The sequence below is a fragment of the Bradyrhizobium cosmicum genome, from assembly GCF_007290395.2.
Classification (GTDB): Bacteria; Pseudomonadota; Alphaproteobacteria; order Rhizobiales; family Xanthobacteraceae; genus Bradyrhizobium; species Bradyrhizobium cosmicum.
On sequence record NZ_CP041656.2, the window covers coordinates 3488484 to 3508860 of the forward strand.

At 65.5% G+C, this 20377-nt stretch carries 19 protein-coding genes; 8 read left to right on the forward strand and 11 right to left on the reverse strand.

The window, feature by feature from the left end:
• Nucleotides 1-63 precede the first annotated feature (63 nt).
• From FNV92_RS16805 to FNV92_RS16815, 3 genes are all read right to left on the reverse strand, one after another.
• Nucleotides 64-258, reverse strand: a complete 195-nt coding sequence (locus FNV92_RS16805; protein ID WP_015685847.1) for a hypothetical protein — start codon at nucleotides 256-258, stop codon at nucleotides 64-66.
• Nucleotides 259-406: 148 nt separating this feature from the next.
• On the reverse strand, nucleotides 407-1036 hold the full coding sequence (locus FNV92_RS16810) for an HAD family hydrolase (RefSeq protein WP_168213685.1): 630 nt from the start codon (nucleotides 1034-1036) through the stop codon (nucleotides 407-409).
• A gap of 8 nt (nucleotides 1037-1044) precedes the next feature.
• Nucleotides 1045-2178 (reverse strand): alpha-hydroxy acid oxidase, encoded by a 1134-nt coding sequence (locus tag FNV92_RS16815; protein ID WP_143845624.1) that lies wholly within the window; start codon nucleotides 2176-2178, stop codon nucleotides 1045-1047.
• Nucleotides 2179-2531: 353 nt separating this feature from the next.
• On the opposite strand from FNV92_RS16815, the gene FNV92_RS16820 reads away from it, so the two are divergent.
• Nucleotides 2532-3869 (forward strand): S41 family peptidase, encoded by a 1338-nt coding sequence (locus FNV92_RS16820; RefSeq protein ID WP_143845623.1) that lies wholly within the window; start codon nucleotides 2532-2534, stop codon nucleotides 3867-3869.
• A 135-nt stretch (nucleotides 3870-4004) separates the two neighbouring features.
• Here the strand turns inward: FNV92_RS16820 and FNV92_RS16825 are convergent, their stop codons facing one another.
• Entirely contained in the window at nucleotides 4005-6734 is a 2730-nt protein-coding gene (locus FNV92_RS16825; protein ID WP_168213684.1) for a bifunctional diguanylate cyclase/phosphodiesterase, read from the reverse strand.
• 314 nt (nucleotides 6735-7048) lie between these two features.
• Between FNV92_RS16825 and FNV92_RS16830 the strand changes: the two genes are divergently transcribed.
• Nucleotides 7049-7213 (forward strand): Flp family type IVb pilin, encoded by a 165-nt coding sequence (locus FNV92_RS16830; RefSeq protein ID WP_015685852.1) that lies wholly within the window; start codon nucleotides 7049-7051, stop codon nucleotides 7211-7213.
• A 7-nt stretch (nucleotides 7214-7220) separates the two neighbouring features.
• Here the strand turns inward: FNV92_RS16830 and moaC are convergent, their stop codons facing one another.
• From moaC to FNV92_RS16850, 4 genes are read right to left on the reverse strand one after another with little or no spacing between them, the layout of a single operon-like run.
• Complete coding sequence (gene moaC, locus FNV92_RS16835; RefSeq protein ID WP_143845621.1) at nucleotides 7221-7742, reverse strand: cyclic pyranopterin monophosphate synthase MoaC; 522 nt, start codon at nucleotides 7740-7742, stop codon at nucleotides 7221-7223.
• Nucleotide 7743: 1 nt separating this feature from the next.
• Nucleotides 7744-8562, reverse strand: coding sequence for an indole-3-glycerol phosphate synthase TrpC (trpC, locus tag FNV92_RS16840; protein ID WP_143845620.1), 819 nt, complete (start codon nucleotides 8560-8562; stop codon nucleotides 7744-7746).
• Nucleotides 8563-8569: 7 nt separating this feature from the next.
• Nucleotides 8570-9583: an anthranilate phosphoribosyltransferase gene (gene trpD / locus FNV92_RS16845; RefSeq protein WP_143845619.1), complete on the reverse strand. Its 1014-nt coding sequence runs from the start codon at nucleotides 9581-9583 to the stop codon at nucleotides 8570-8572.
• Between the two features lie 14 nt (nucleotides 9584-9597).
• Nucleotides 9598-11493 carry a SurA N-terminal domain-containing protein gene (locus FNV92_RS16850; RefSeq protein WP_143845618.1) on the reverse strand — a complete coding sequence of 632 codons (1896 nt, stop codon included), beginning with the start codon at nucleotides 11491-11493 and terminating at the stop codon, nucleotides 9598-9600.
• A 223-nt stretch (nucleotides 11494-11716) separates the two neighbouring features.
• Here FNV92_RS16850 and tpiA point away from each other — a divergent pair, with 223 nt between their 5' ends.
• The 3 genes from tpiA to FNV92_RS16865 all read left to right on the forward strand — a co-directional run bounded on the left by tpiA (nucleotide 11717) and on the right by FNV92_RS16865 (nucleotide 14796).
• On the forward strand, nucleotides 11717-12472 hold the full coding sequence (gene tpiA, locus FNV92_RS16855) for a triose-phosphate isomerase (protein ID WP_143845617.1): 756 nt from the start codon (nucleotides 11717-11719) through the stop codon (nucleotides 12470-12472).
• A gap of 139 nt (nucleotides 12473-12611) precedes the next feature.
• Nucleotides 12612-12998 (forward strand): preprotein translocase subunit SecG, encoded by a 387-nt coding sequence (gene secG, locus FNV92_RS16860; protein WP_143845616.1) that lies wholly within the window; start codon nucleotides 12612-12614, stop codon nucleotides 12996-12998.
• A 166-nt stretch (nucleotides 12999-13164) separates the two neighbouring features.
• A complete protein-coding gene (locus tag FNV92_RS16865; RefSeq protein WP_143845615.1) occupies nucleotides 13165-14796 on the forward strand; it encodes a CTP synthase in 1632 nt (543 codons plus the stop codon).
• Between the two features lie 21 nt (nucleotides 14797-14817).
• Here the strand turns inward: FNV92_RS16865 and FNV92_RS16870 are convergent, their stop codons facing one another.
• From FNV92_RS16870 to FNV92_RS16880, 3 genes are all read right to left on the reverse strand, one after another.
• Entirely contained in the window at nucleotides 14818-15462 is a 645-nt protein-coding gene (locus tag FNV92_RS16870) for a class I SAM-dependent methyltransferase (RefSeq protein WP_168213683.1), read from the reverse strand.
• Between the two features lie 110 nt (nucleotides 15463-15572).
• Nucleotides 15573-16949 carry a sensor histidine kinase gene (locus FNV92_RS16875; RefSeq protein ID WP_143845613.1) on the reverse strand — a complete coding sequence of 459 codons (1377 nt, stop codon included), beginning with the start codon at nucleotides 16947-16949 and terminating at the stop codon, nucleotides 15573-15575.
• Nucleotides 16946-17620 (reverse strand): response regulator, encoded by a 675-nt coding sequence (locus tag FNV92_RS16880; RefSeq protein ID WP_143845612.1) that lies wholly within the window; start codon nucleotides 17618-17620, stop codon nucleotides 16946-16948. The genes FNV92_RS16875 and FNV92_RS16880 overlap by 4 nt, the downstream gene beginning before the upstream one ends.
• A 205-nt stretch (nucleotides 17621-17825) precedes the next feature.
• Here FNV92_RS16880 and FNV92_RS16885 point away from each other — a divergent pair, with 205 nt between their 5' ends.
• The 3 genes from FNV92_RS16885 to FNV92_RS16895 all read left to right on the forward strand — a co-directional run bounded on the left by FNV92_RS16885 (nucleotide 17826) and on the right by FNV92_RS16895 (nucleotide 20338).
• Nucleotides 17826-18152, forward strand: a complete 327-nt coding sequence (locus FNV92_RS16885; protein WP_014494991.1) for an NIPSNAP family protein — start codon at nucleotides 17826-17828, stop codon at nucleotides 18150-18152.
• Between the two features lie 123 nt (nucleotides 18153-18275).
• A complete protein-coding gene (gene kdsA / locus FNV92_RS16890) occupies nucleotides 18276-19127 on the forward strand; it encodes a 3-deoxy-8-phosphooctulonate synthase (RefSeq protein ID WP_143845611.1) in 852 nt (283 codons plus the stop codon).
• Nucleotides 19127-20338 carry an MFS transporter gene (locus FNV92_RS16895; protein ID WP_143845610.1) on the forward strand — a complete coding sequence of 404 codons (1212 nt, stop codon included), beginning with the start codon at nucleotides 19127-19129 and terminating at the stop codon, nucleotides 20336-20338. Before kdsA ends, FNV92_RS16895 begins: the two co-directional genes overlap by 1 nt.
• Nucleotides 20339-20377: the final 39 nt, after the last annotated feature.

A 20377-nucleotide genomic window follows, 5' to 3' on the forward strand; every position in this document is an offset into this window, starting at 1 on the left:
CGTGGCGATGGCAAATACGAGAATCGCACGCACGAGAAGGGCGAGTGCCACGGCCAGTGTCGATCACGTCCCCGGCTGCCTGCGCGGACTGACATCCGGCGCGGCGGCGCCCTGGTCCCTGTCGGGCATCGGGTCGGCCTGGGCTTTCAGGTCGGCGGCCTTGCTGATCAGTTTTGCGGAGAGGTCAGAGTCCGAGGTGGTTCTGGCGAATTTCATCAACAGGGAGGCCTGCTTGGTGAGGTAGGTTTTGCCCAGCACGATGATAAGTCCGATCCCAAATTCCCAACAGACTCATGAGTCCGCGAGCGGGCATTCGTTCCGGGATCTGCGTATAAAATTGCACAGAGGGTTTTGGTTCCGCATTGCCAGCTGAAATTGTTCGGGGAATTGGCCGTTTGCTTCTGCGTCAGATCCCGAGCGCCCTCAGTGCGTTGCCGACATCCGTCGCCGAGGTGACGTGTACGGCGGTCAGGCCGCATGCCCTGGCTCCCTCGATGTTCTCGGCGAGATCGTCGAAGAACACGATCCGGCTCGCCGGCACGCCCATTGCCGCCACGACATGGTCGAAGGCCTCCGCATCCGGCTTGCGCAGGCCGATACTGGACGACAGGTACACTTCGCGGAAATGGTCGAGCAGGCCGGCATACTCTTTCGAGAAATAGTCCACATGCGGCCGGTTGGTATTGGAGAAGGCGTAGAGCGGCAACTGCTTCGCCGCGCGCGGCAACAGCTCGGCGATGTCAGGCATCTCGCCGGCGAAGATCGCGTTCCAGCCCTCGAGGAACTGCGCATCCGAGATGCCGATCCCGAGCGACGAGCGCAGCGAGGCGAAGTAGTCCTCGTCGCTGATCTTGCCGACCTCGTGCAGCCGGTAGGCTTCGTCGCGCACATAGCGCGCGACGATCGCTTCGGGCGGGCAGCCGGCATGTCCCGCCCAGCAGGCGATCGCCTTGGAGAAGTCGATGTCCAGCACGACGCGCCCGAGATCGAACAGAAGCGCGTCCGCGCTGCCGGGAGAGAGCGAGTTCACCTGCATCCTTTCACTCAGTAGCGATACGGATCGTGGTCGAACAGCGGGAACGCGCTGAACACGCTCGGCGCATTGGTTGCGGTGGCCTGATGCAGGCAGGACTTGTCGACTTCGGCGAACGAGGTGGCGCCGAGCAGGCCGAGGCAGCGCAGCACCTCGTCCTCCAGCAGTTCCAGCATCCGCGTCACGCCGGCCTCGCCGTTGGCCGCCAAGGCCCAGCATTGCAGCCGGCCGATGCCGACCACGTCGGCACCCGCCGCGATCGCCTTGACGATGTCGGTGCCACGGCAGAATCCGCCGTCGACCATGATTTTGGCGCGGCCCTTCACGGCATCGATGATCTCCGGGAGCACATGCATGGCGCCGCGGCCGTGATCGAGCTGGCGGCCGCCATGATTGGAGACGTAGATCCACTCGACGCCGTGATCGACCGCGATCCGGGCGTCCTCAGCGGTGGCGATGCCCTTGAGGATCAGCGGAATTTTGAATCTGTCCTTGACCATCTTCACGGTCCGCCACTCCAGGGCCTTCTGGTAGTCCCCGCCGGTGGCACGCAGGCGGCTTTCGCGAACATAGCGCTTGGCGATGTCACGTTCGCGACGGCTGTAATGGGCGGTATCGACCGTCAGGCAGAAGGCGGCGTAGCCGTTCTTCTCGCTGCGGCTGACGACATCGGCGACGAAGGCGTCGTCGCCGCGCACATAGAGCTGGTAGAGCCGCAGCGCGTCCGGGGCGGCTTCGGCGGTCTTCTCCAGGCCGGGCTCGGATACCGAGCTCAGCATATGCGCCGCACCGAAAGTGCCGGCGGCGCGCGCAACGCTTGCCGCGCCGTCCGGATCGAAGATCTCGAGCGCACCGACGGGGGCGAGTACCACCGGCAGCCGCATCCTGCGGCCGAACTGCTCGACCGAGCCGTCGACCTTGCTGACGTCGCGCAGCACGCGCGGTCGGAAGGCGATCTCGTCCAGCGCCATGCGGTTGCGGCGCATCGTGGTCTCGGTTTCGGCGGCGCCGACGATATAGTCCCAGGCGTTCTGGTTGAGGTTGGCGCGCGCCTTGCGGATGAATTCGTGCAGGTTCTGGAACGGCTCGTTGCTGGAGCCGAGCTCGACGTTCCTTTCCGGCCGGATGCGGGGCGCGTCGTTCATTTGTTGTCCTCCCGAGAATTTGAAGCGTTATAGTCACCGCCTATCGTGTCCGGCCCTCCAAAACCATCCTAAATTCGCATAGCTGCAAGGTGAGGGCGGGCCGACCGATTCCCGCCTTGCGAAACGGCCCCGGAACGTTGCCAAAAGTTCAGGTTCGGGCGAAGGGATTTTTACGGTGTGCAAGCCAGCGTGGTATCCCGGCCTTGAAGAAACCAGAATGGTATTGTGAGAAGCGGGCTGGATCGCCATTTGCATGGCGGCTTCCGGGCCCAAGAGACTTCCAAGGCCCCTGTGACTTTCCGGACTCCCAGTGAACTGCCCCAGAACGGCGAAGCAAAAAGGCTACCTGATCCATGCGGAAATCCCTGCTCTTCCCCTTGGGGGCGCTCACGGGAGCGTGTCTGACCCTTCTGGTAGCCAGTCCGCACGGCGGCGTCTGGGCGGCACGGGCGGCGGCAAGCGCGGATGATGCCTACTCCCAGCTCAATCTGTTCGGCGAAGTGTTCGAGCGGGTGAAGGCGAGCTACGTCGAGAAGCCCGACAACGCCAAGCTGATCGAAGGCGCCATCACCGGCATGGTGACCTCGCTCGATCCGCATTCGCGCTACATGAACGACAAGGCCTGGACCGAGATGCAGGAGACCACTTCCGGCGAGTTCGGCGGGCTCGGCATCGAGGTCACGATGGAAGAGGGCCTGGTCAAGGTCGTCTCGCCGATCGACGACACGCCAGCCTCCAAGGCCGGCATCATGTCCGGTGACCTCATCAGCAAAATCGACGGCGATGCCGTGCAGGGCATGACGCTCGAGCAAGCGGTCAACAAGATGAAGGGCCCGGTCGACACCCAGACCAAGCTCACCATCGTGCGCAAGGGCGCCGACGCCCCTCTCGACGTCGCGATCAAGCGCGAGATTATCCATGTTCGCCCGGTCCGCTTCCACGTCGAGAACGGCGACATCGGCTATATCCGTGTCACCTCGTTCAACGAGCAGACCACTGATGGCCTGAAGAAGGCGATCGCCGCGATCTCCAAGGACATCCCCCAGGAGAAGCTCGTCGGCTACGTGATGGACCTGCGGAACAACCCGGGCGGCTTGCTCGATCAGGCCGTGTCGGTGTCGAGCGCGTTCCTGCAGCGCGGCGAAGTCGTCTCGACCCGTGGCCGCAATCCGGAGGAGACCCAGCGCTTCACCGCGCATGGCGGCGACCTCATCAAGGGCAAGCCGCTGGTGGTGCTGGTCAATGGCGGCTCGGCCTCGGCTTCGGAGATCGTGGCCGGCGCGCTGCACGACCACAAGCGCGCCACCATCATCGGCACGCGCTCGTTCGGCAAGGGCTCGGTGCAGACCATCATTCCGCTCGGCACCGGCAACGGCGCGCTGGCGCTGACCACGGCGCGCTATTACACGCCGTCGGGCCGTTCGATCCAGGCCCAGGGTATCGCGCCGGACATCGAGATCCTCCAGGACGTGCCGCCCGAGCTGAAGGGCCGGATGGACACGATGGCGGAGTCGCAGATGCGGGGTCACCTGCAGGCCGCCGACGGCACCGAGCAGACCGGCTCGCAATCCTACGTTCCGCCAGAAGAGAAGGACGACAAGGCCCTGCACGCGGCCTACGACTTCCTGCACGGCGTCACCGCGAATGCGGTCGCTGCGAAGCCCGCGCCGAAGGCGGCTGTGCCGAACTAAATCTTATCGACGATTTTCAGATATCGCCCGGAAGCGGATGACCGCTCCCGGGCGAGTTCGTTTTGGGATGCCGTCTCGGCTCGGTTGTATAGCCGCAAAGGTCGCTTCACCGCGGCCGTCGCGCCCGGACAGGACCTAGCCGGCCTCGCGGCGGCGGCTTTCCGCGCCGTCGCGCTCGGCGAGGCGGCTGCGATGCAGCGCGAACAGCTCCATCACCTTGTCAGCGGGCTTCGCGGCGCTGAACAGATACCCCTGCATCTCGGAGCAGCCGAGCGTCCGCAGCAGACGCTGCTGTTCCTCGGTCTCGACACCCTCGGCCGTGGTGGTCATGCGCCGGGCGGCTGCGAGGTTGACGACGGCCTGCACGATACTGGCGGAGCCGTCGGGGCCGGCGATGTCGTTGACGAAGCAGCGGTCGATCTTGATCTTGTCGAACGGGAAGCGGTGCAGATAGCTCAGCGAGGAATAACCGGTGCCGAAATCGTCGAGCGCGATGCGCACGCCGATGGCGCGGAGCTGATGCAGGATTGCAAGCGCGGTGTCGTCGTCGCGGATCAGCACGGCCTCGGTGATCTCGAGTTCGAGCCGGCTCGCCGGCAGACCGGACGAGGCCAGCGCCGACATGATCTTCAGCGCCAGCGTGCCGCTCTTGAACTGCACCGGCGAGACGTTGACGGCGAGGCGGATGTCGTCGGGCCAGGTGGCTGCATCGCGGCAGGCGGTTGCCAGCACCCACTCGCCGATCTCGTTGATCAGGCCGGTGTCTTCGGCGATCGGGATGAATTCCGCGGGCGAGACCATGCCGCGCTCGGGATGGCGCCAGCGCACCAGCGCCTCGCAGCCGGTGATGCGGTCGTCCTTCAGGCTGAGGCAGGGCTGGTAGTAGACCTCGAGGCCGCCTTCGAGCCCGCCTTGGGCAATCGCGTGGCGCAGGTCGATCTCGAGCTGCCGCCGCTCGTGGACCTTGGCGTCCATCTCCGGCTCGAAGAACCGATAGGTGCGGCGTCCCGCGGCCTTGGCGGCGTACATCGCCATGTCCGCGTTCTTCAGGATCTGGTCCAGCGCCGTTCCATGTCCCGGCGCCAGCGCGATGCCGATGCTGGCATCGGTGGTGAGATGATGGCCCATGCAGTCGAACGGCGTACGGATCGCCTCGAAGACCCGCGCGACGAGGTCGTTGACCTGGTCGAGTGACGTCACCGCGCTCTGGACGATGGCGAATTCGTCGCCACCGAGCCGCGCCACGAAATCCGCCGGGCCTGCGCAAAGGCTCAGGCTTGTGGCGACCGACTTTAGCAGCTCGTCACCGACGAGGTGGCCGAGCGCGTCGTTGACGCCCTTGAATTCGTCGATGTCGATGTAGTGCACCGCAATCTCTTCGCCGTCGCCGATGGCGGCAAGCTCCCCGCGCAGATGCTCGTGGAACATGGTGCGGTTGGGCAGGTCAGTCAGCGCGTCGTAGTGGGCCAAATGGGTGATGCGCTCCTCGATGCGCCGGCGCTCGGTAATGTCCTCGTGCGTCGCCACCCAGCCGCCGTCCGCGAGCGGCTCGTTGAGGATGTGGATCGAGCGGCCGTCGGCGGTGTCGACCACCATGGAGTTGCGCACATGGATGTCGCGCAGCACGCGGGCGACGTAGTCGTCGGTGTCGCCGGTGAACGAGCCGGTCGCCTTGCGATGGGCGATGATGTCGTGGAAGCCGCAGCCGGGCTTCACCACGTCGGCCGACAGGCCGTACATTTCGATGTAGCGCTGGTTGCATATCACGAGGCGCAGCTCGGCGTCGAACAGCAGCAGGCCCTGGGTCATGTTGTTGACGGCGCGATCGAGGCGCAGCTTTTCCAGCGTCAGCCGTTCGCGGGAGGCGCGATGCTGCTCGAGCAGCTTGCGCACGATCGCGATCAGCACGCCGGCGATGGCGAGCGCAGATGCGCCGGCGACCGAGATCAGGAGGCCGATCTGCTCGCGCCAGTCGGTCAGCGCCGCGGCGCGTGTCGTCGTGGCCATCATCAGGATCGGGAAATGGGGCAGGGCGCGGGCCGAGATCAGCCGGTCCTCGCCATCGACAGGGCTCATGAAGCGGCCGGCGAATTGGTCGAGGCCGAAAACCCGCTGCTGCTCGAACGGACCGTTCCTGAAATTGCGCCCCATCAGCTCGCTGGAATGGGGAAAGCGCGCGAGCAGCGTACCGTCACGATGCAGCATCGAAATCGTGGCGCCTTCGCCGAGCATGGCGGACTCGAAAAACCTCTCGAAGTTCGCCGGCTCGATTCCGCGCCCGACGACGCCCATGAATTCGCCGCCCGGTCCCACGATCTTGCGGACGATCAGGATCGTCCATGCCCCGGAAATGCGGCTGTGCACCGGCTCGATCAGGACATCGGGAGCATTGGGGTCATAACGGAAGGTCAGGAAGTAGGCGCGGTCGGCGACATTGACCTTCGGCACCGGCCATGTCGTCGACGAGTTGACCACATTGCCCTCGGCATCCACGACATTGACGCCGCCCATGTAGGGCAATGCCTCGATCTTCGAGCGCAGCATCCGGTGGACGTCCTGACCCGAGAGACGCTTGCGGAAATCCTCCGCGGTGTGGATGCCGGTGGCGCGGACGTGATCGATGAAATCCATCTGGATGACCGCGAAATCCTGCAATTGCTGATCGAAATGATGAGCCAGCAGCAGCACGGTTTTTTCGAGCTCGCGCTCGCTGTTGCGCAGGGCGCGCTCGCGGAAATTCTGCGCCATCAGGACCGAGCCGATGGCGATGGCCGCGATCAGCAGCGTGCCGCCCACAACGAGCCAGCGGATCGGGCCGCTGCGCACGAAGGCCTGGTCGAAAAGGCGGCTGCCGTAGTTCGTCATGATGTTGATCGTTGCCGTGCACACGTCAGGATCAATTCTTGATCCCCATAACATCCGTTGGTTTACGGGCACGACGTGGAGGCAAAGTTAGCAAGCGCGGTTAACGCGATATGAAATGCCGCGCGCAAATGCGCTCGATGCGCGGCACGAGAGGCGTGCAGGATTTGCCGGGAGCCGTCGTGCTGCAGGACACTTTCTGCCGGTCTCGCCGCGATCAACCAAGGCTTAACCAACTAACCTGTTGGCGATCCTCAAGCGCGCAGTGGCACGCGATTTGCGACCATGCCTGCCAACGACACAGTGAGGATACGATCATGAGAAACATTCTGAAGAAGTTCATTGCCGACGAATCCGGGGCGACCGCGATCGAATACGGCCTGATCGCCGCCGGCATCGCGCTGGCGATCATCACCGTCATCAACGGCATGGGCACCCGGCTCAGCACGAAATTCGGGTCGATCAGCACGTCGCTGAAGTAGGGGAAGATCAGGCGCGGTAGTGGCCGGACTTGCCGCCGAGCTTCTCGACGAGGTGGATGCCCTCGATACGCACGCCGCGCTCCACCGCCTTGATCATGTCGTAGATGGTGAGGCAGGCGACCGATACGGCCGTGAGCGCCTCCATCTCGACGCCGGTCGGCCCAGTCACCTTCACGCTGGCGCGAACGAGGCAGCCCGGCAGCTTTGCGTCGGGCTCGATGTCGACCGTCACCTTCGACAGCGCGAGGGGATGACAGAGCGGGATCAGCTCGGAGGTGCGCTTGGCGGCCATGATGCCGGCGATGCGCGCGGTGCCGAGCACGTCGCCCTTCTTGGCATTGCCCGACACGATGAGGTCGAGCGTCGCCCTGGTCATGACGACGCGGCCTTCGGCGACGGCAAGCCGCTCGGTCGCGGGCTTGTCCGAGACGTCTACCATGCGCGCCTCTCCGGAGGCGCCGATATGGGTGAGGGCAGACAGGGGCTTTGTGTTGGCCTTCGTCCTGGGCTTGACTGGCTTGCGCGCCATGTCAGTGCGTGTCCGTGGCGCGCGCAGTCTCGCGCGCGAGCAGCGTGCGCGTGGCGGCAGTGACGTCGGCCTGCCGCATCAGGCTTTCGCCGACCAGGAAGGTCGACATGCCGACGCGCTCGAGCCGGGCGAGGTCGGCGGGCGTGAAAATGCCGCTCTCGCCGACCATCAGCCGTTCCGCAGGGATCAGGGGCGCCAGCGCCTCGCTGGTCGCAAGCGTGGTCTCGAAGGTGCGTAGATTGCGGTTGTTGACGCCGATCATCGGCGAGCGGAGTTTTAGCGCGCGATCGAGCTCGGCGCGGTCGTGGATCTCGATCAGGACGTCCATGCCGTAGGCGAGGGCGGCGTCCTCGAGATCTTTGGCAACTGCATCGTCGAGCGCGGCCATGATGATCAGGATGCAGTCCGCGCCATGGGCGCGCGCCTCGGCCACCTGATAGGTGTCGAACATGAAATCCTTGCGCAGCACCGGCAGCGATGTCGCCGCGCGCGCCGCCACCATGAAGTCGAGATGACCCTGGAACGAGGGTGTGTCGGTCAGCACCGAGAGGCAGGCGGCACCGCCGGCCTCATAGGCCTTGGCGAGCAGCGGCGGATCGAAATCGGCGCGGATCAGCCCCTTCGACGGTGAGGCCTTCTTCACCTCTGCGATCAGGGCGTAGTCGCCCTTGGCGTGCTTGGCCTTGATCGCGCGCACGAAGCCGCGCGGGGCGGCTTGCGCCTTGGCTTTCGCTTCGACCGCCGACAGCGGCAGCGCACGCTTGGCGGCGGCGATTTCGTCGCGCTTGTACGCTTCGATCTTGGTCAGGATGTCCGACATGTCAGGCTCAGCCGTTCGAGACCGCGATCAGATGTTTCAGCCGCGCGCTCGCCGCGCCGCTGTCGAGTGACTTCGTGCCAATGGCGACGCCTTCCTTGAGGTCCCTGGCGCGTCCCGCCACGATCAGTGCGGCGGCTGCGTTGATCAGCGCCACATCGCGGTAGGGGCTCGGCTTGCCGTCGAGCACGCTCTGCAGCGCGATCGCGTTGGCGTCGGCATCGCCGCCTTTCAGCGCGCCGGGCTCGCAGCGCGACAGCCCGGCTTCCTCGGGTGTCACCTCGAAACTCCGGATCTCGCCATTGTGGAGCGCGGAGACGAAGGTCGGGCCGGTGAGGGTGATCTCGTCGAGCCCGTCGGAGCCGTGCACCACCCAGGCGGATTCCGAGCCGAGGTTCTTGAGCACCTGCGCCAGCGGCTGAACCCATTGCCGCGAGAACACGCCGACCATCTGCCGCTTCACGCCGGCAGGGTTCGACAGGGGGCCGAGCAGATTGAAGATGGTGCGCGTCGCGAGCTCGACCCGGGTCGGGCCGACGTTCTTCATGGCGGGATGGTGGGCAGGGGCGAACATGAAGCCGATGCCGCATTCACGCACGCAGCGGCCGACCTGATCGGGCCTGAGGTCGATCTTGACCCCGAGCGAGGCCAGCACGTCGGCGGCGCCCGAGCGCGACGACAGCGCGCGATTGCCGTGCTTGGCCACCGGCACGCCGGCGCCCGAGACGATGAAGGAGGCGCAGGTCGAGACGTTGACCGAGCCGGAGCCGTCGCCGCCGGTGCCGACGATGTCGACGGCATCGGGCGGCGCCGTCACCGTCAGCATCTTGGAGCGCATCGCCGCGACCGCGCCGGTGATCTCCTCCACGGTCTCGCCGCGCACCCGCAGCGCCATCAGGAGGCCGCCCATCTGCGAGGGAGTGGCCTCGCCGGACATCATGGCGTCGAAGGCGGAGACCGCTTCGTCACGCGACAGGCTGGCGCCGGTCGCCACTTTTCCAATGATCGATTTCAGGTCGTCCATCGCGTGCTTTCAACTCACTGGTTCGCGCCGGTCACCTGCGCGAAGGCGGCCTGATTAATGGTGGTCCCGATGTCGGTTTGAAGCTTGTTGACATAGGAAGCGACCTGCTCGTCGGTGAGCGCGCGGTCGAGACTGTCCTTCAGCTTCTTCACCGCGTCGGATGCGGCATCGACGGAGGGATCGACGATGTCGGTGACGCGGAAGACGACGACTTCGCCGCTGCCCGCCGCGGTCTGTCCAACGCCGTCCTTGGCGGTGCGGAACGCGGCCGTCACGACGGTCGCGGGCACGCCGGCGGGCGAGTCGTCACGCTTGATGCCGCTGGCGGTCTCGACCTTGGCGCCGACCGCGGCGGCTTCGTCGGCGAGCTTGCCGCCCTGTTCGAGCTTCTGCACCATCTCGGTCGCCTTGGCCTTCAGCTTGGCGGCGATCTGATCTTGGCGCCAGCGCGCCTCGACCTGGTCGCGGACCTCGTCGAGGTTGCGATCGCGCGAGGGCGTGATGGCGAGCACGTCGTACCAGACGTAGCCGCCCTTGAACGAGATCGAGTCGTTGTCGACGCCGACATCGGTGTTGAAGGCCTGCGACACCACATCGAGGCCCTGCGGGATGCCGGCGACCGGCTGGCCGTTCGGGGCGCGGCCGGAGCGATCGACGGCATCGATGGTCACGGCGGTGAGGCCGAGCTTCTGGGCCGCGTCGATCACGCTGGAGCCGCCGCCGCGCTCGTCTTCCATCTTGTCACGGAGATCGGCGACCTTGGCGCGCGCCCGCTCGGTGGCGATCTCGCGCTTGATGTCGCCGGCAAGGCTGCCGTAATCCGCCTCCTTGCCAGGCTCGATCTTGTCGACCTTCACGATCGAGATGCCGAGGGGGCCCTGGATCGGCTGGCTGATCTCACCTGCAGGCAGCGCGAAAGCCGCGCTCCCGACCGTGGAGTCCAGCGACGATTTGGTCACGAGCCCAAGGTCGACATCGGAGGCGCTGAGCCCACGCTCCTTGCCGAGGTCCTCAAACGATGTCCCGCCTGCAAGACGCTCGCGCGCGGTCTGCGCTTCGGCGAGAGTTGGGAAGACGAGTTGCTGGATCTGGCGCTTCTCCGGCGTGCCGAGCCGGTCCTTGCGCTGCTCGAACACCTTCTTGGCGTCATCGTCGGAGACTTCGCTCCATTTGCCGATCTCTTCCGGCGAGACCACGACGAAGGAGATCTTGCGGTATTCGGGCGCGCGGAACTGGACCTTGTGATCCTCGAAATAAGCGGCGAGCGCCTCGGGCGAAGGCGCGTCGATGGCGCCGGCCTGCGCGGCGTCGAGCTTGACGAATTCGATCGCGCGCTGCTCGTTCTGGAAGCGCGTCAGCACGTCCAGCATGGCCTTCGGCGGCTCCAGGCCGGCGCCGATGGTGCCGGTGATCTGGCGGCGCAGCGACACCTTCCGCTGCTCGGAAACGTAGCGCTGCTCGGTGTAGCCGAAATTGCGGATCACCGCCTGGAATCGGTTCGCATCGAAGTTGCCGCTGACACCCTTGAAGTTGGGGTCGTTCATGATGAACTGGCGGATCTGTTCGTCGGACTGGCCGAGCCCGAGCCGGCGCGCTTCTTCATCGAGCGCGGCTTCGGCGATGGTCTGCTGCAGCACCTGACGGTCGAGGCCGAAGGCACGGGCCTGGTCGGGCGTCAGCGGACGGCCGACCTGGCGGCCGATCTGTTGCAGGCGGTCGGTGTAGATCTGGCGGAACTCGTTCAGCGAAATCTCGGTGCCGCCCACCTTGGCCACCGTGGACTGCCCAAAGCCCTTGAAGATGTCGGCGATTCCCCAGACGCCGAAACTGATGATCAACACGCCCATCACGATGGCCATGATGGTCTTGCCGACCCAGTTTGATGAGGCCTTGCGCATTCCTCGAAGCATTTGGTCCAACTTGTTTGGCAGGAAGGGGAACGGGAGCGCGTCTTAATGCAGATTCCGCAAAAGCGCGTCACCAAATTGATCAATCATCATAAAGTGGCGGCTTTCCCCCCGCAACCTCAGGTCATGTGGCGGCTTCAAGCTGCGGTTAAAGGCCTCTGGTCTCTGGAACTGGCGCGGCAGCTCTGCTAGCGCATGAACAAACCTCATTTCGCTGGAAATTGACATGACCGACGCCATCCGACCGCTGATTGCCGGCAACTGGAAAATGAACGGCCTGAAGGGCTCGGCTGCCGAATTCGACGCCATGCTCAACGGTGCGGCAGAGGTGGCCGTGAAGGCCGATCTCCTGGTCTGCCCGCCGGCGACGCTGGTCGCGGCCTTCGCCGACAAGGCACGCGGCCAGAAGGTCGCGGTCGGCGCGCAGGATTGCCATCCCAAGGCCTCCGGCGCCCATACCGGCGATATCGCCGCCGAGATGCTGGCGGATGCCGGCGCGACCGCCATCATCGTCGGCCATTCCGAGCGCCGCGCCGACCATGGCGAGGGCGATGCGCTGGTCAGGCAGAAGGCCGAGGCCGCCTGGCGCGCGGGGGTCACCGCGATCGTCTGCATCGGCGAGACGCAGGGCCAGCGCAATGCCGGCCAGACCCTGGACATCCTGCGTGGCCAGCTCGACGGCTCGCTGCCGGACGGCTCGACCGCCGCCAATCTGGTCGTGGCCTACGAGCCGGTCTGGGCGATCGGTACGGGTCTGACCCCCACGGCCCAGGATGTCGAGCAGATTCATGGCTTTATCCGGGAGTTCCTGACTTCCCGGTTCAAGGCCGACGGCGCCAGGATGCGGATCCTCTATGGCGGCTCGGTCAAGCCCTCCAACGCGGCCGAGCTGATGGCGGTCAAGAATGTCAACGGCGCCCTGATCGGTGGCGCCAGCCTGAAGGCAGCCGATTTCCTTGCGATTGCGAAGGGCTGCCCCTAGCTAATTCAAACCGTTAGTCCCGGTCGATCGGGGGTGGCAATGCCGTTTCCGATCGTGTAACACCGCGCAACTTCAGGAAAACCCGCGAAGCGCGATCGGCCGCCGTTCAGGCGCCGCCCGCTTGTGACGGAAGGGCACTATGCAGACTGTTGTCATCGTCATCCACCTCATGATCGTCGCCGTCATGATCGGCGCCGTCCTGCTCCAGAAGTCGGAAGGCGGCGGCCTCGGCATGGGCGGTGGCGCGGGCTTCATGTCGAGCCGCGGCACCGCAAACCTGTTGACGCGGACCACCGCGATTCTCGCGGCGGGATTCTTTCTCACCAGCCTGTTCCTGTCGTGGCACGCCGGCTACAGCCGCGCGCCGACGTCGATCATCGGCACGCCTGCGTCACAGACCCAGCCGGCCGGCGGCGGGCCGATCGTGCCGCCGACGTCTGGCGGCATCCTGGATTCGCTGAAGAAGGCGGACGAGCAGCAGCAGGCCCCGGCACCGAGCGGCCCGCAGGTGCCCCGTTCGCAATAAAGCAGGGGGGCCATGCAGGGCGGCTGCTACCGTCCTGCATCAGCAATCCCCATCAAGGCACTGTCACCACTCTTAGTTCTGGATCACCCACAGGCCCGCAGAATCTTTGGGGCGGAATACGAATCGCTTTGGCGAATCGAATTCGAGGGATTAGAGGTTAAGTCCCATGGCGCGGTACATATTCATCACCGGCGGCGTGGTTTCTTCGCTCGGCAAGGGTTTGGCTTCAGCGGCACTCGGTGCCCTGCTGCAGGCCCGGGGCTACAAGGTCCGCCTCCGCAAGCTCGACCCCTATCTCAACCTCGATCCCGGAACGATGTCGCCGTATCAGCACGGCGAAGTGTTCGTGACCGATGACGGCGCGGAGACCGATCTCGATCTCGGTCACTACGAGCGTTTCACCGGCCGGCCTGCGACCAAGCAGGACAACATCACCACGGGGCGCATCTACCAGGACATCATCTCCAAGGAGCGCCGCGGCGATTATCTCGGCGCGACCATTCAGGTGGTTCCGCACGTCACGAATGCCATCAAGGAATTCGTCCTCTCCGGCAATGACGATTACGACTTCGTGCTGGTCGAGATCGGCGGCACCGTCGGCGATATCGAGGGCCTGCCGTTCTTCGAGGCGATCCGCCAGCTCAAGAACGAGCTGCCGCGCGATCACGCGATCTACATCCACCTCACGCTGCTGCCGTACATTCCGAGCGCAGGCGAGCTGAAAACGAAGCCGACGCAGCACTCGGTGAAGGAACTGCGCTCGATCGGCATCCAGCCGGACATCCTGCTTTGCCGCACCGATCGCGAGATTCCAAAGGAAGAGCGGCGCAAGCTGGGGCTGTTCTGCAACGTGCGCGAGAGCGCCGTGATCGAGGCGCGCGATGCCGACAGCATCTACGCGGTGCCTGAGGCCTATCACGTGGCCGGCCTCGATGACGAAGTGCTCGCGGCCTTCGGCATCGAAGCGCGAATCCCGCCGGTGCTCAAGAGCTGGCAGCAGATCAACGAGCGCATTCGCAATCCCGAGGGCGACGTCACCATCGCCATCGTCGGCAAGTACACCGGCATGAAGGATGCGTACAAGTCGCTGATCGAGGCGCTCTCGCACGGTGGCATCGCCAACAAGGTGAAGGTCAATCTCGACTGGATCGAGAGCGAGATCTTCGAGAAGGAAGATCCCGCGCCGTTCCTTGAGCACGTCAACGGCATCCTGGTGCCCGGCGGCTTCGGCCAGCGCGGCGCGGAAGGCAAGATCCGCGCGGCGCAATTCGCCCGCGAGCGCGACGTGCCGTATTTCGGCATCTGCTTCGGCATGCAGATGGCGGTGATCGAGGCCGCACGAAATCTCGTCGGCATCGAGGCGGCCAACTCCACCGAATTCGGCCCGACCAAGGAGCCCCTGGTCGGCCTGATGACGGAATGGCTCCGCGGCAACGAGCTCGAGAAGCGCTCGCAGGCTGGCGATCTCGGCGGCACGATGCGCCTCGGTGCGTATCCCGCGGCGCTGAGCCGCGGCAGCCGCGTCTCGCAGGTCTATGGCGGCGCGACCGAGATCTCCGAGCGTCACCGCCACCGCTACGAGGTCAATACCGCCTACAAGGACCGCCTCGAGCAGCACGGGCTGAAATTCTCCGGCCTGTCGCCCGATGGCGTGCTGCCTGAAATCGTCGAGTACGAGGATCACCCCTGGTTCATCGGCGTCCAGTTCCACCCCGAGCTGAAGTCGCGCCCCTTCGAGCCGCACCCGCTGTTCGCCTCGTTCATCCAGGCGGCAATGGTGCAGAGCCGGCTGGTGTAGGGCCCCAGTGCGCTGTTCTGGCTAGACCTGCGAAAGCATCGACTCTGGCTCGACCGGCGTTGAGACATCGGGCGCCGGCGATCTCGTGGCGAGCTTCATCTGTGGTCGTCGCGTCAGCTTGTAGACGGCGGCTGGCGGCACATTGAGAATAGCGCGGTCCACGAGCGTTGCGCGCAGGCCCAGCCGGTCGAGCACGGGCCGCGGGACAGGGCAGCTCATGCCGTAGGTGAACTGATAGAAGGCGCCGCCGGGGCGGACATAGCTGAACGCGCCACCGATGATTGAGACGACCTTGCGCGTCGACATGTTCAACAGCGGCAGGCCGCTGACGACGGCGCCAACGGGCGCGCCGTCGTAGAGGCGCTCCGTAGTCAACCGCCCCGCATCCATCCACAAGACGCGCGCATTGGGAAAGCGCATCTGCAGGATTTTCATGAAGTCGGAGCCGTATTCGATCAGCGTGAGGTCCTGCTGGCGGATGCCGCGCTTGAGGAGCTTGTAGGTAAAGGCGCCGGTGCCGGGGCCGAGCTCGAGAATTGGGCCGGTCGACGCGGAGATCTCGCGGGTGATGAGATCGGCCAGCGCCGCGCCCGACGGAGCGATCGCGCCGACCCGGCGCGGGGCCGACATCCAGGACAGGAAGAAGGAAAGGAAATCGTTGGGCATGTGCACTCCGGCATCTTAGTTAAGCCTCGCGGATCAGAGGTGAGGCGGTCGCAGAGTCGCCGGAGTGCATTGCGACAGCATTGCGCTTGGCATGCCGAGGTGGAATTGAATCAACTGTGCCGGATTGGCGGCAGAGAGATCCTGAAGCGCGTGCCGCCGCCCGGACCGTCCGCAACCGAGACGTAGCCACCATGCAGCAGCACGATCTCGCGCACCATGTTGAGGCCGAGGCCGGCGCCGCGATCGAGCGGTGCCAATCGGTAGAACGGCTCGAAGATCTGCTCGCGCTGATCGGCCGGAATGCCGGCGCCTTCGTCCGTGACTTCGATGCTTGCGGGTCCAGCCACACAAATCCCGATCGTGCCGCGGCGAGGGCCGTGCTGAATCGCATTCTGCACGAGGTTGGTCAGCGCGCGCTCCAGTGCGGCTGCATCGCCGGTCGTCTCGACCGGCGTGGCCGGTGCATCGAGCGCCAGCTCGTAGCCTGCGGCAATCGCGAGCGGCGCGAGGTCGGCAGCCACGCCTTGCGCGATCTGAACGAGGTCGACGCGCGCGAACGGATGGCCGCAGCGGTCGAGCCGCTGGATGTCCAGCAATTGCTCGGCGAGCGTGGCCAGTCGCGCGGCATCCTCCAGCAAGCGGGTCTTGTCCGGCCCGGGGGCAAGCGACTCCAGCCGCGTGTTCAAAATCGCGATCGGCGTGCGTAACTCATGCGCGGCATCGGCGACGAAACGCTTGTGGCGGGCATAGCCCTGGTCCAGCCGCGCAAGTGCGTCGTTGACTGCAGTCACGAGCGGCACGACCTCCAGCGGAATCCGGTCCACCGACAGCCTGGCGCCGCGCTGATGGATGTCGATCCGCCGTGCCTGGTCCGCCGTGGTATCGAGCCCTCTGAATGCGCGCTGCACGATCATCGGTGTCGCGATGAAGGTTGCCGTTCCCATCAGGAGCAAGCCGGGCAGGGCGATGCCGAGAAACGCGAGCGAGGTCATGACCAGCGCCTTGGCGCCGGTCAGCCGTCCTTGCGTCGCCGTGATGATCTGCACGTTGCCGGCGTCGGTGTCGACGCGCTTCAGCCGCGCCGCCGGCTTGCGCGGATCGTCCTCGAAAAGCTGCCAGCCGAGCCGCGCCTGGCTGATCTGGTCGAGGCCGCCGCCGATCGCTGCGAATTCGGCGGGCACGGCACCTTCGGCAAGCGAATGTCCATGGCGGTCGCGGACCAGGAACCAGAGGTCGGGAGTTTCGCTACGCAATTGTTTCAGGTCTGGCGTCGGCCGCAGGATCAGGCTCCCTTGCGTGTCCCGCGCGAGCGCGCGCTGAACCAATTCGATTACGCGATCCTCGTCACGCTCGGCGAGCACGAAGCCCGACGCGCACAATGCTCCGACGACGACGGCGACGAGCGCGACCAGCAGCGCGGCCTGGAGCGAGAGCAGGCGCCAGCTTAGCCGCGAGCGCAGGCAATAGGCATCGTCGTGTTTGCTCATGGCAGCTTCTTCAGGAGATAGCCGACGCCGCGAATGCTGTGGATCTCGACGCCGGCATCCGCCTCGGCGAGCTTGCGGCGCAACCGCGAGATGTGCGTGTCCAGCGCGTTCGACTGGACTTCGTCGTCGAAATTGTAGACGGCCTCCTCCAGTGCCGAGCGCAGCACGGTTCGGCCCAGGCGGCGGATCAAGGCCTCGAGCACCAGCAGTTCCCGGCGCGGCAGCTCGAATGGCTGACCGTCGATGCTGGCTTCGCGATGGCCGAGTTCGAAGGCGAGGCGGCCGGCACGAATGATGTCGGGAGAAAGGCCGACAGGCCGCCGCAGCACGGCGCGCAGCCGTGCGAGCAATTCCTCGACCGCGAAGGGCTTTGCCAGATAGTCGTCGGCGCCGCTGTCGAGCCCGGCGACGCGGTCGGCGAGTTCACCACGTGCGGTCAGGACGATGATCGGCACGCCGCCGGCACGCGCGCGAAGCTTTGGGATCAGGGCGAGCCCGTCTCCGTCGGGGAGCTGGCGGTCGAGCAGGACGGCGGCATGGACATCGGCGGAAATGGCCTCTTCTGCTTCCGCAAGCGTGGGAGCGTGATCCACCACCATGTCGTAGCGCTTCAGCGCAGACGCCAGCGCACAGGCCATCTCGGCCTCGTCCTCGACAAGCAGAATCCGCATAGTCCCTGCACCTCAATCGCAAACGAGCAATTCTAGCGGCCCGATCATTGCGGCAGCATTGCGGGAATGAACAGAACTGGCCGCCAGGATCAGTCTGAAGCCCGCCTAGCCATGCGCGAAACGCCACAGGGGCGCTCGGGTAGCGCTCAAGACACCGCCATCGCCGGTCGCTATAACCGCTGAACTTGATCGGGAGGAAGCAAGAATGATCTATGAAATGCGCATCTACCGCTGCGTGCCCGGCCGTTTGCCGGCGCTGTTGAAGCGGTTCGAGACAGTGACGCTGAAGCTGTGGGAAAAGCACGGCATCAAGCAGGCCGGCTTCTTCACCACGCTGATCGGTGAATCCAACCAGGAGCTGACCTATTTCCTCGCCTGGGACTCGCTCGCCGACCGCGAGGCGAAGTGGGGCAAGTTCATGACTGACCCCGACTGGATGAAGGCACGCGCCGAGAGTGAAGCGGACGGCCAGATCGTCGGCAACATCGTCAGCCAGATCCTGACGCCGACCGCCTTCTCGTCGGTCAAGTAGCACTATCGGCCCAGGGCGCGCCGGGGGCCCCCGGCGCAACCCTGATATTCTGACGGTCCGGGCCGAATGGGGTTGATCCGCCCCTCATCGCAGCTATGGTCGCGGCGAAACGAGGGAATTGCCTTGAGCTCTCCAGCATCGGCGGCGCCGGTCGTCACCATTGGAACGGTCAAGTTCGGCAATGATCTGCCGATCTCGATCATCGCGGGACCCTGCCAGCTCGAAAGCCGCCAGCACGCGCTGGAGGTGGCCTCCGCGCTGAAGGAGATCGCCGCGCGGCTGAAGGTCGGGCTCGTCTACAAGACCTCGTTCGACAAGGCCAATCGCACCAGCGCATCCGCTGCGCGCGGCCTCGGCCTTGCGCAGTCGCTGCCGATCTTCGCCGAGATCCGTTCCTCGCTCGGCCTGCCGGTGCTGACCGACGTGCACGATGCTGCGCAGTGCGCCGAGGTGGCCCAGGCGGTGGACGTGCTGCAGATCCCGGCCTTCCTGTGCCGGCAGACCGACCTGCTGCTCGCGGCCGCCGCGACCGGCAAGGTCGTCAACGTCAAGAAGGGGCAGTTCCTCGCGCCCTGGGACATGGCGAATGTCGTGGCCAAGATCACCAGCGCGAACAATCCCAACGTGCTCGTCACCGAGCGCGGCGTATCCTTCGGCTACAACACGCTGGTCTCCGACATGCGCGCGCTGCCGATCCTGGCGCGCACCACGGGCGCGCCCGTGATCTTCGATGCCACCCATTCGGTGCAGCAGCCGGGCGGGAAGGGAGCGTCTTCGGGCGGCGAGCGTGAATTCGTGCCGGTGCTGGCGCGCGCGGCCGTCGCGGTCGGCGTCGCCGGCGTCTTCATCGAGACCCATCCGGATCCCGATCGCGCGCCGTCGGACGGCCCCAACATGGTGCCGCTGCGCGAGTTCGAAGGACTGATCCGCAACCTGATGGCGTTCGACGCGCTGGCCAAAAGCACCACGCGCTGATGCAGCAGCCTGTGATCAGGCCGTCCTCCGAGCAGAAGTTTCCGCCCGCGATCAATATCATCGCGCTCGCCGGCTTCTCGGCGGCGTTGTCGACACGGGCGCTCGATCCGGTCCTGCCGCATGTGGCGGAGGATTTTTCGATCAGCATCACGACGGCCGCGAGCATTGCGGCCGGCTTCGCCTTGATCTACGCGCTGGTTCAGCCCGCGATCGGAGCGGCGGCCGATTTGTTCGGCAAGGCGCGGTTGATGACATTCTGCCTGGCGCTGCTCGGCGTCGCCTGCATCCTGGGCGCGCTTGCCACGTCATTCTCGGGTCTGTTCGCGAGCCGCATCCTGGCCGGCATCGCCGCGGGCGGTGTGTTTCCCGTTGCACTCGGCCTGACCGCCGATCTCGTCGCCCCCGCCAAGCGGCAGATCGCGATCGGGCGCACGATGGCGGGCTCGATGACCGGCAATCTGCTGGGCTCATCCGCCAGCGGAATCATTGGCGATCTCATCGGCTGGCGTGGCGTGCTCGTCATCCTCGGCGCGCTCGGCCTGATTGCGGCTGTCGCGGTCGCGGCGGGCTTTCGCGGTGCCGCGCTGACAGCGCCGCCCAAGACCGACCTGAAAACCCTGAGGCAGGGCTACCGCACCATCTTCGCCAATCCCAACACGCGCTACTGCTATTCGGCCGTGTTCGTCGAAGGCTGCTGCGTGTTCGGCTTGTTTCCCTTCATCGCCGCGTTCCTGTTCGATCTCGGCGAGAAATCATTGTCGATAGCGGGCATCGTGATTGCCGGTTTTGCGGTCGGCGGGTTGCTCTACACCTTCACCGTCTCGCGCATGCTGCCGCGGCTCGGCGTCAAGGGCATGATGATCGCCGGCGGCTGCCTCGTGGCATTGCAGCTCGGTGCGCTCGCATTCGGTCCGGGCTGGAAGCTGCAATTCGTCAGCATGCTAGCGATGGGCTGGGGCTTCTACATGATCCATGGCTGCTTGCAGGTGTTCGCCAGCGAGCTGTCGATCGGGGCGAGGGCGACGGCGATGTCGCTGCACTCGTTCTTCTTCTTCATGGGACAGACGGTTGGCCCGATCGCCTATGGTCTTGGGCTTGAGCATGGCGGCAAGGTGCCGACACTGCTCGCAAGCGCCGCGATCATGGTTGTGCTGGGCCTCGTCTGCGCCCGGCTGCTCAAACAGCGCGCTCCGTCGGACGCGCGGGCGTGAGGCAAGTATCGAGTTACCGGTCTCCGTATTTCTCCGGGA

What these genes read in the sequence shown, in the direction of transcription:
- FNV92_RS16810 (WP_168213685.1), bottom strand. Translation starts at nt 1,036, where the DNA reads ATGCAGGTGAACTCGCTCTCTCCCGGCAGCGCGGACGCGCTTCTGTTC.
- FNV92_RS16815 (WP_143845624.1), bottom strand. Translation starts at nt 2,178, where the DNA reads ATGAACGACGCGCCCCGCATCCGGCCGGAAAGGAACGTCGAGCTCGGC.
- FNV92_RS16820 (WP_143845623.1), top strand. Translation starts at nt 2,532, where the DNA reads ATGCGGAAATCCCTGCTCTTCCCCTTGGGGGCGCTCACGGGAGCGTGT.
- FNV92_RS16825 (WP_168213684.1), bottom strand. Translation starts at nt 6,734, where the DNA reads ATGACGAACTACGGCAGCCGCCTTTTCGACCAGGCCTTCGTGCGCAGC.
- FNV92_RS16830 (WP_015685852.1), top strand. Translation starts at nt 7,049, where the DNA reads ATGAGAAACATTCTGAAGAAGTTCATTGCCGACGAATCCGGGGCGACC.
- moaC (WP_143845621.1), bottom strand. Translation starts at nt 7,742, where the DNA reads ATGGCGCGCAAGCCAGTCAAGCCCAGGACGAAGGCCAACACAAAGCCC.
- trpC (WP_143845620.1), bottom strand. Translation starts at nt 8,562, where the DNA reads ATGTCGGACATCCTGACCAAGATCGAAGCGTACAAGCGCGACGAAATC.
- trpD (WP_143845619.1), bottom strand. Translation starts at nt 9,583, where the DNA reads ATGGACGACCTGAAATCGATCATTGGAAAAGTGGCGACCGGCGCCAGC.
- FNV92_RS16850 (WP_143845618.1), bottom strand. Translation starts at nt 11,493, where the DNA reads ATGCTTCGAGGAATGCGCAAGGCCTCATCAAACTGGGTCGGCAAGACC.
- tpiA (WP_143845617.1), top strand. Translation starts at nt 11,717, where the DNA reads ATGACCGACGCCATCCGACCGCTGATTGCCGGCAACTGGAAAATGAAC.
- secG (WP_143845616.1), top strand. Translation starts at nt 12,612, where the DNA reads ATGCAGACTGTTGTCATCGTCATCCACCTCATGATCGTCGCCGTCATG.
- FNV92_RS16865 (WP_143845615.1), top strand. Translation starts at nt 13,165, where the DNA reads ATGGCGCGGTACATATTCATCACCGGCGGCGTGGTTTCTTCGCTCGGC.
- FNV92_RS16870 (WP_168213683.1), bottom strand. Translation starts at nt 15,462, where the DNA reads ATGCCCAACGATTTCCTTTCCTTCTTCCTGTCCTGGATGTCGGCCCCG.
- FNV92_RS16875 (WP_143845613.1), bottom strand. Translation starts at nt 16,949, where the DNA reads ATGAGCAAACACGACGATGCCTATTGCCTGCGCTCGCGGCTAAGCTGG.
- FNV92_RS16880 (WP_143845612.1), bottom strand. Translation starts at nt 17,620, where the DNA reads ATGCGGATTCTGCTTGTCGAGGACGAGGCCGAGATGGCCTGTGCGCTG.
- FNV92_RS16885 (WP_014494991.1), top strand. Translation starts at nt 17,826, where the DNA reads ATGATCTATGAAATGCGCATCTACCGCTGCGTGCCCGGCCGTTTGCCG.
- FNV92_RS16895 (WP_143845610.1), top strand. Translation starts at nt 19,127, where the DNA reads ATGCAGCAGCCTGTGATCAGGCCGTCCTCCGAGCAGAAGTTTCCGCCC.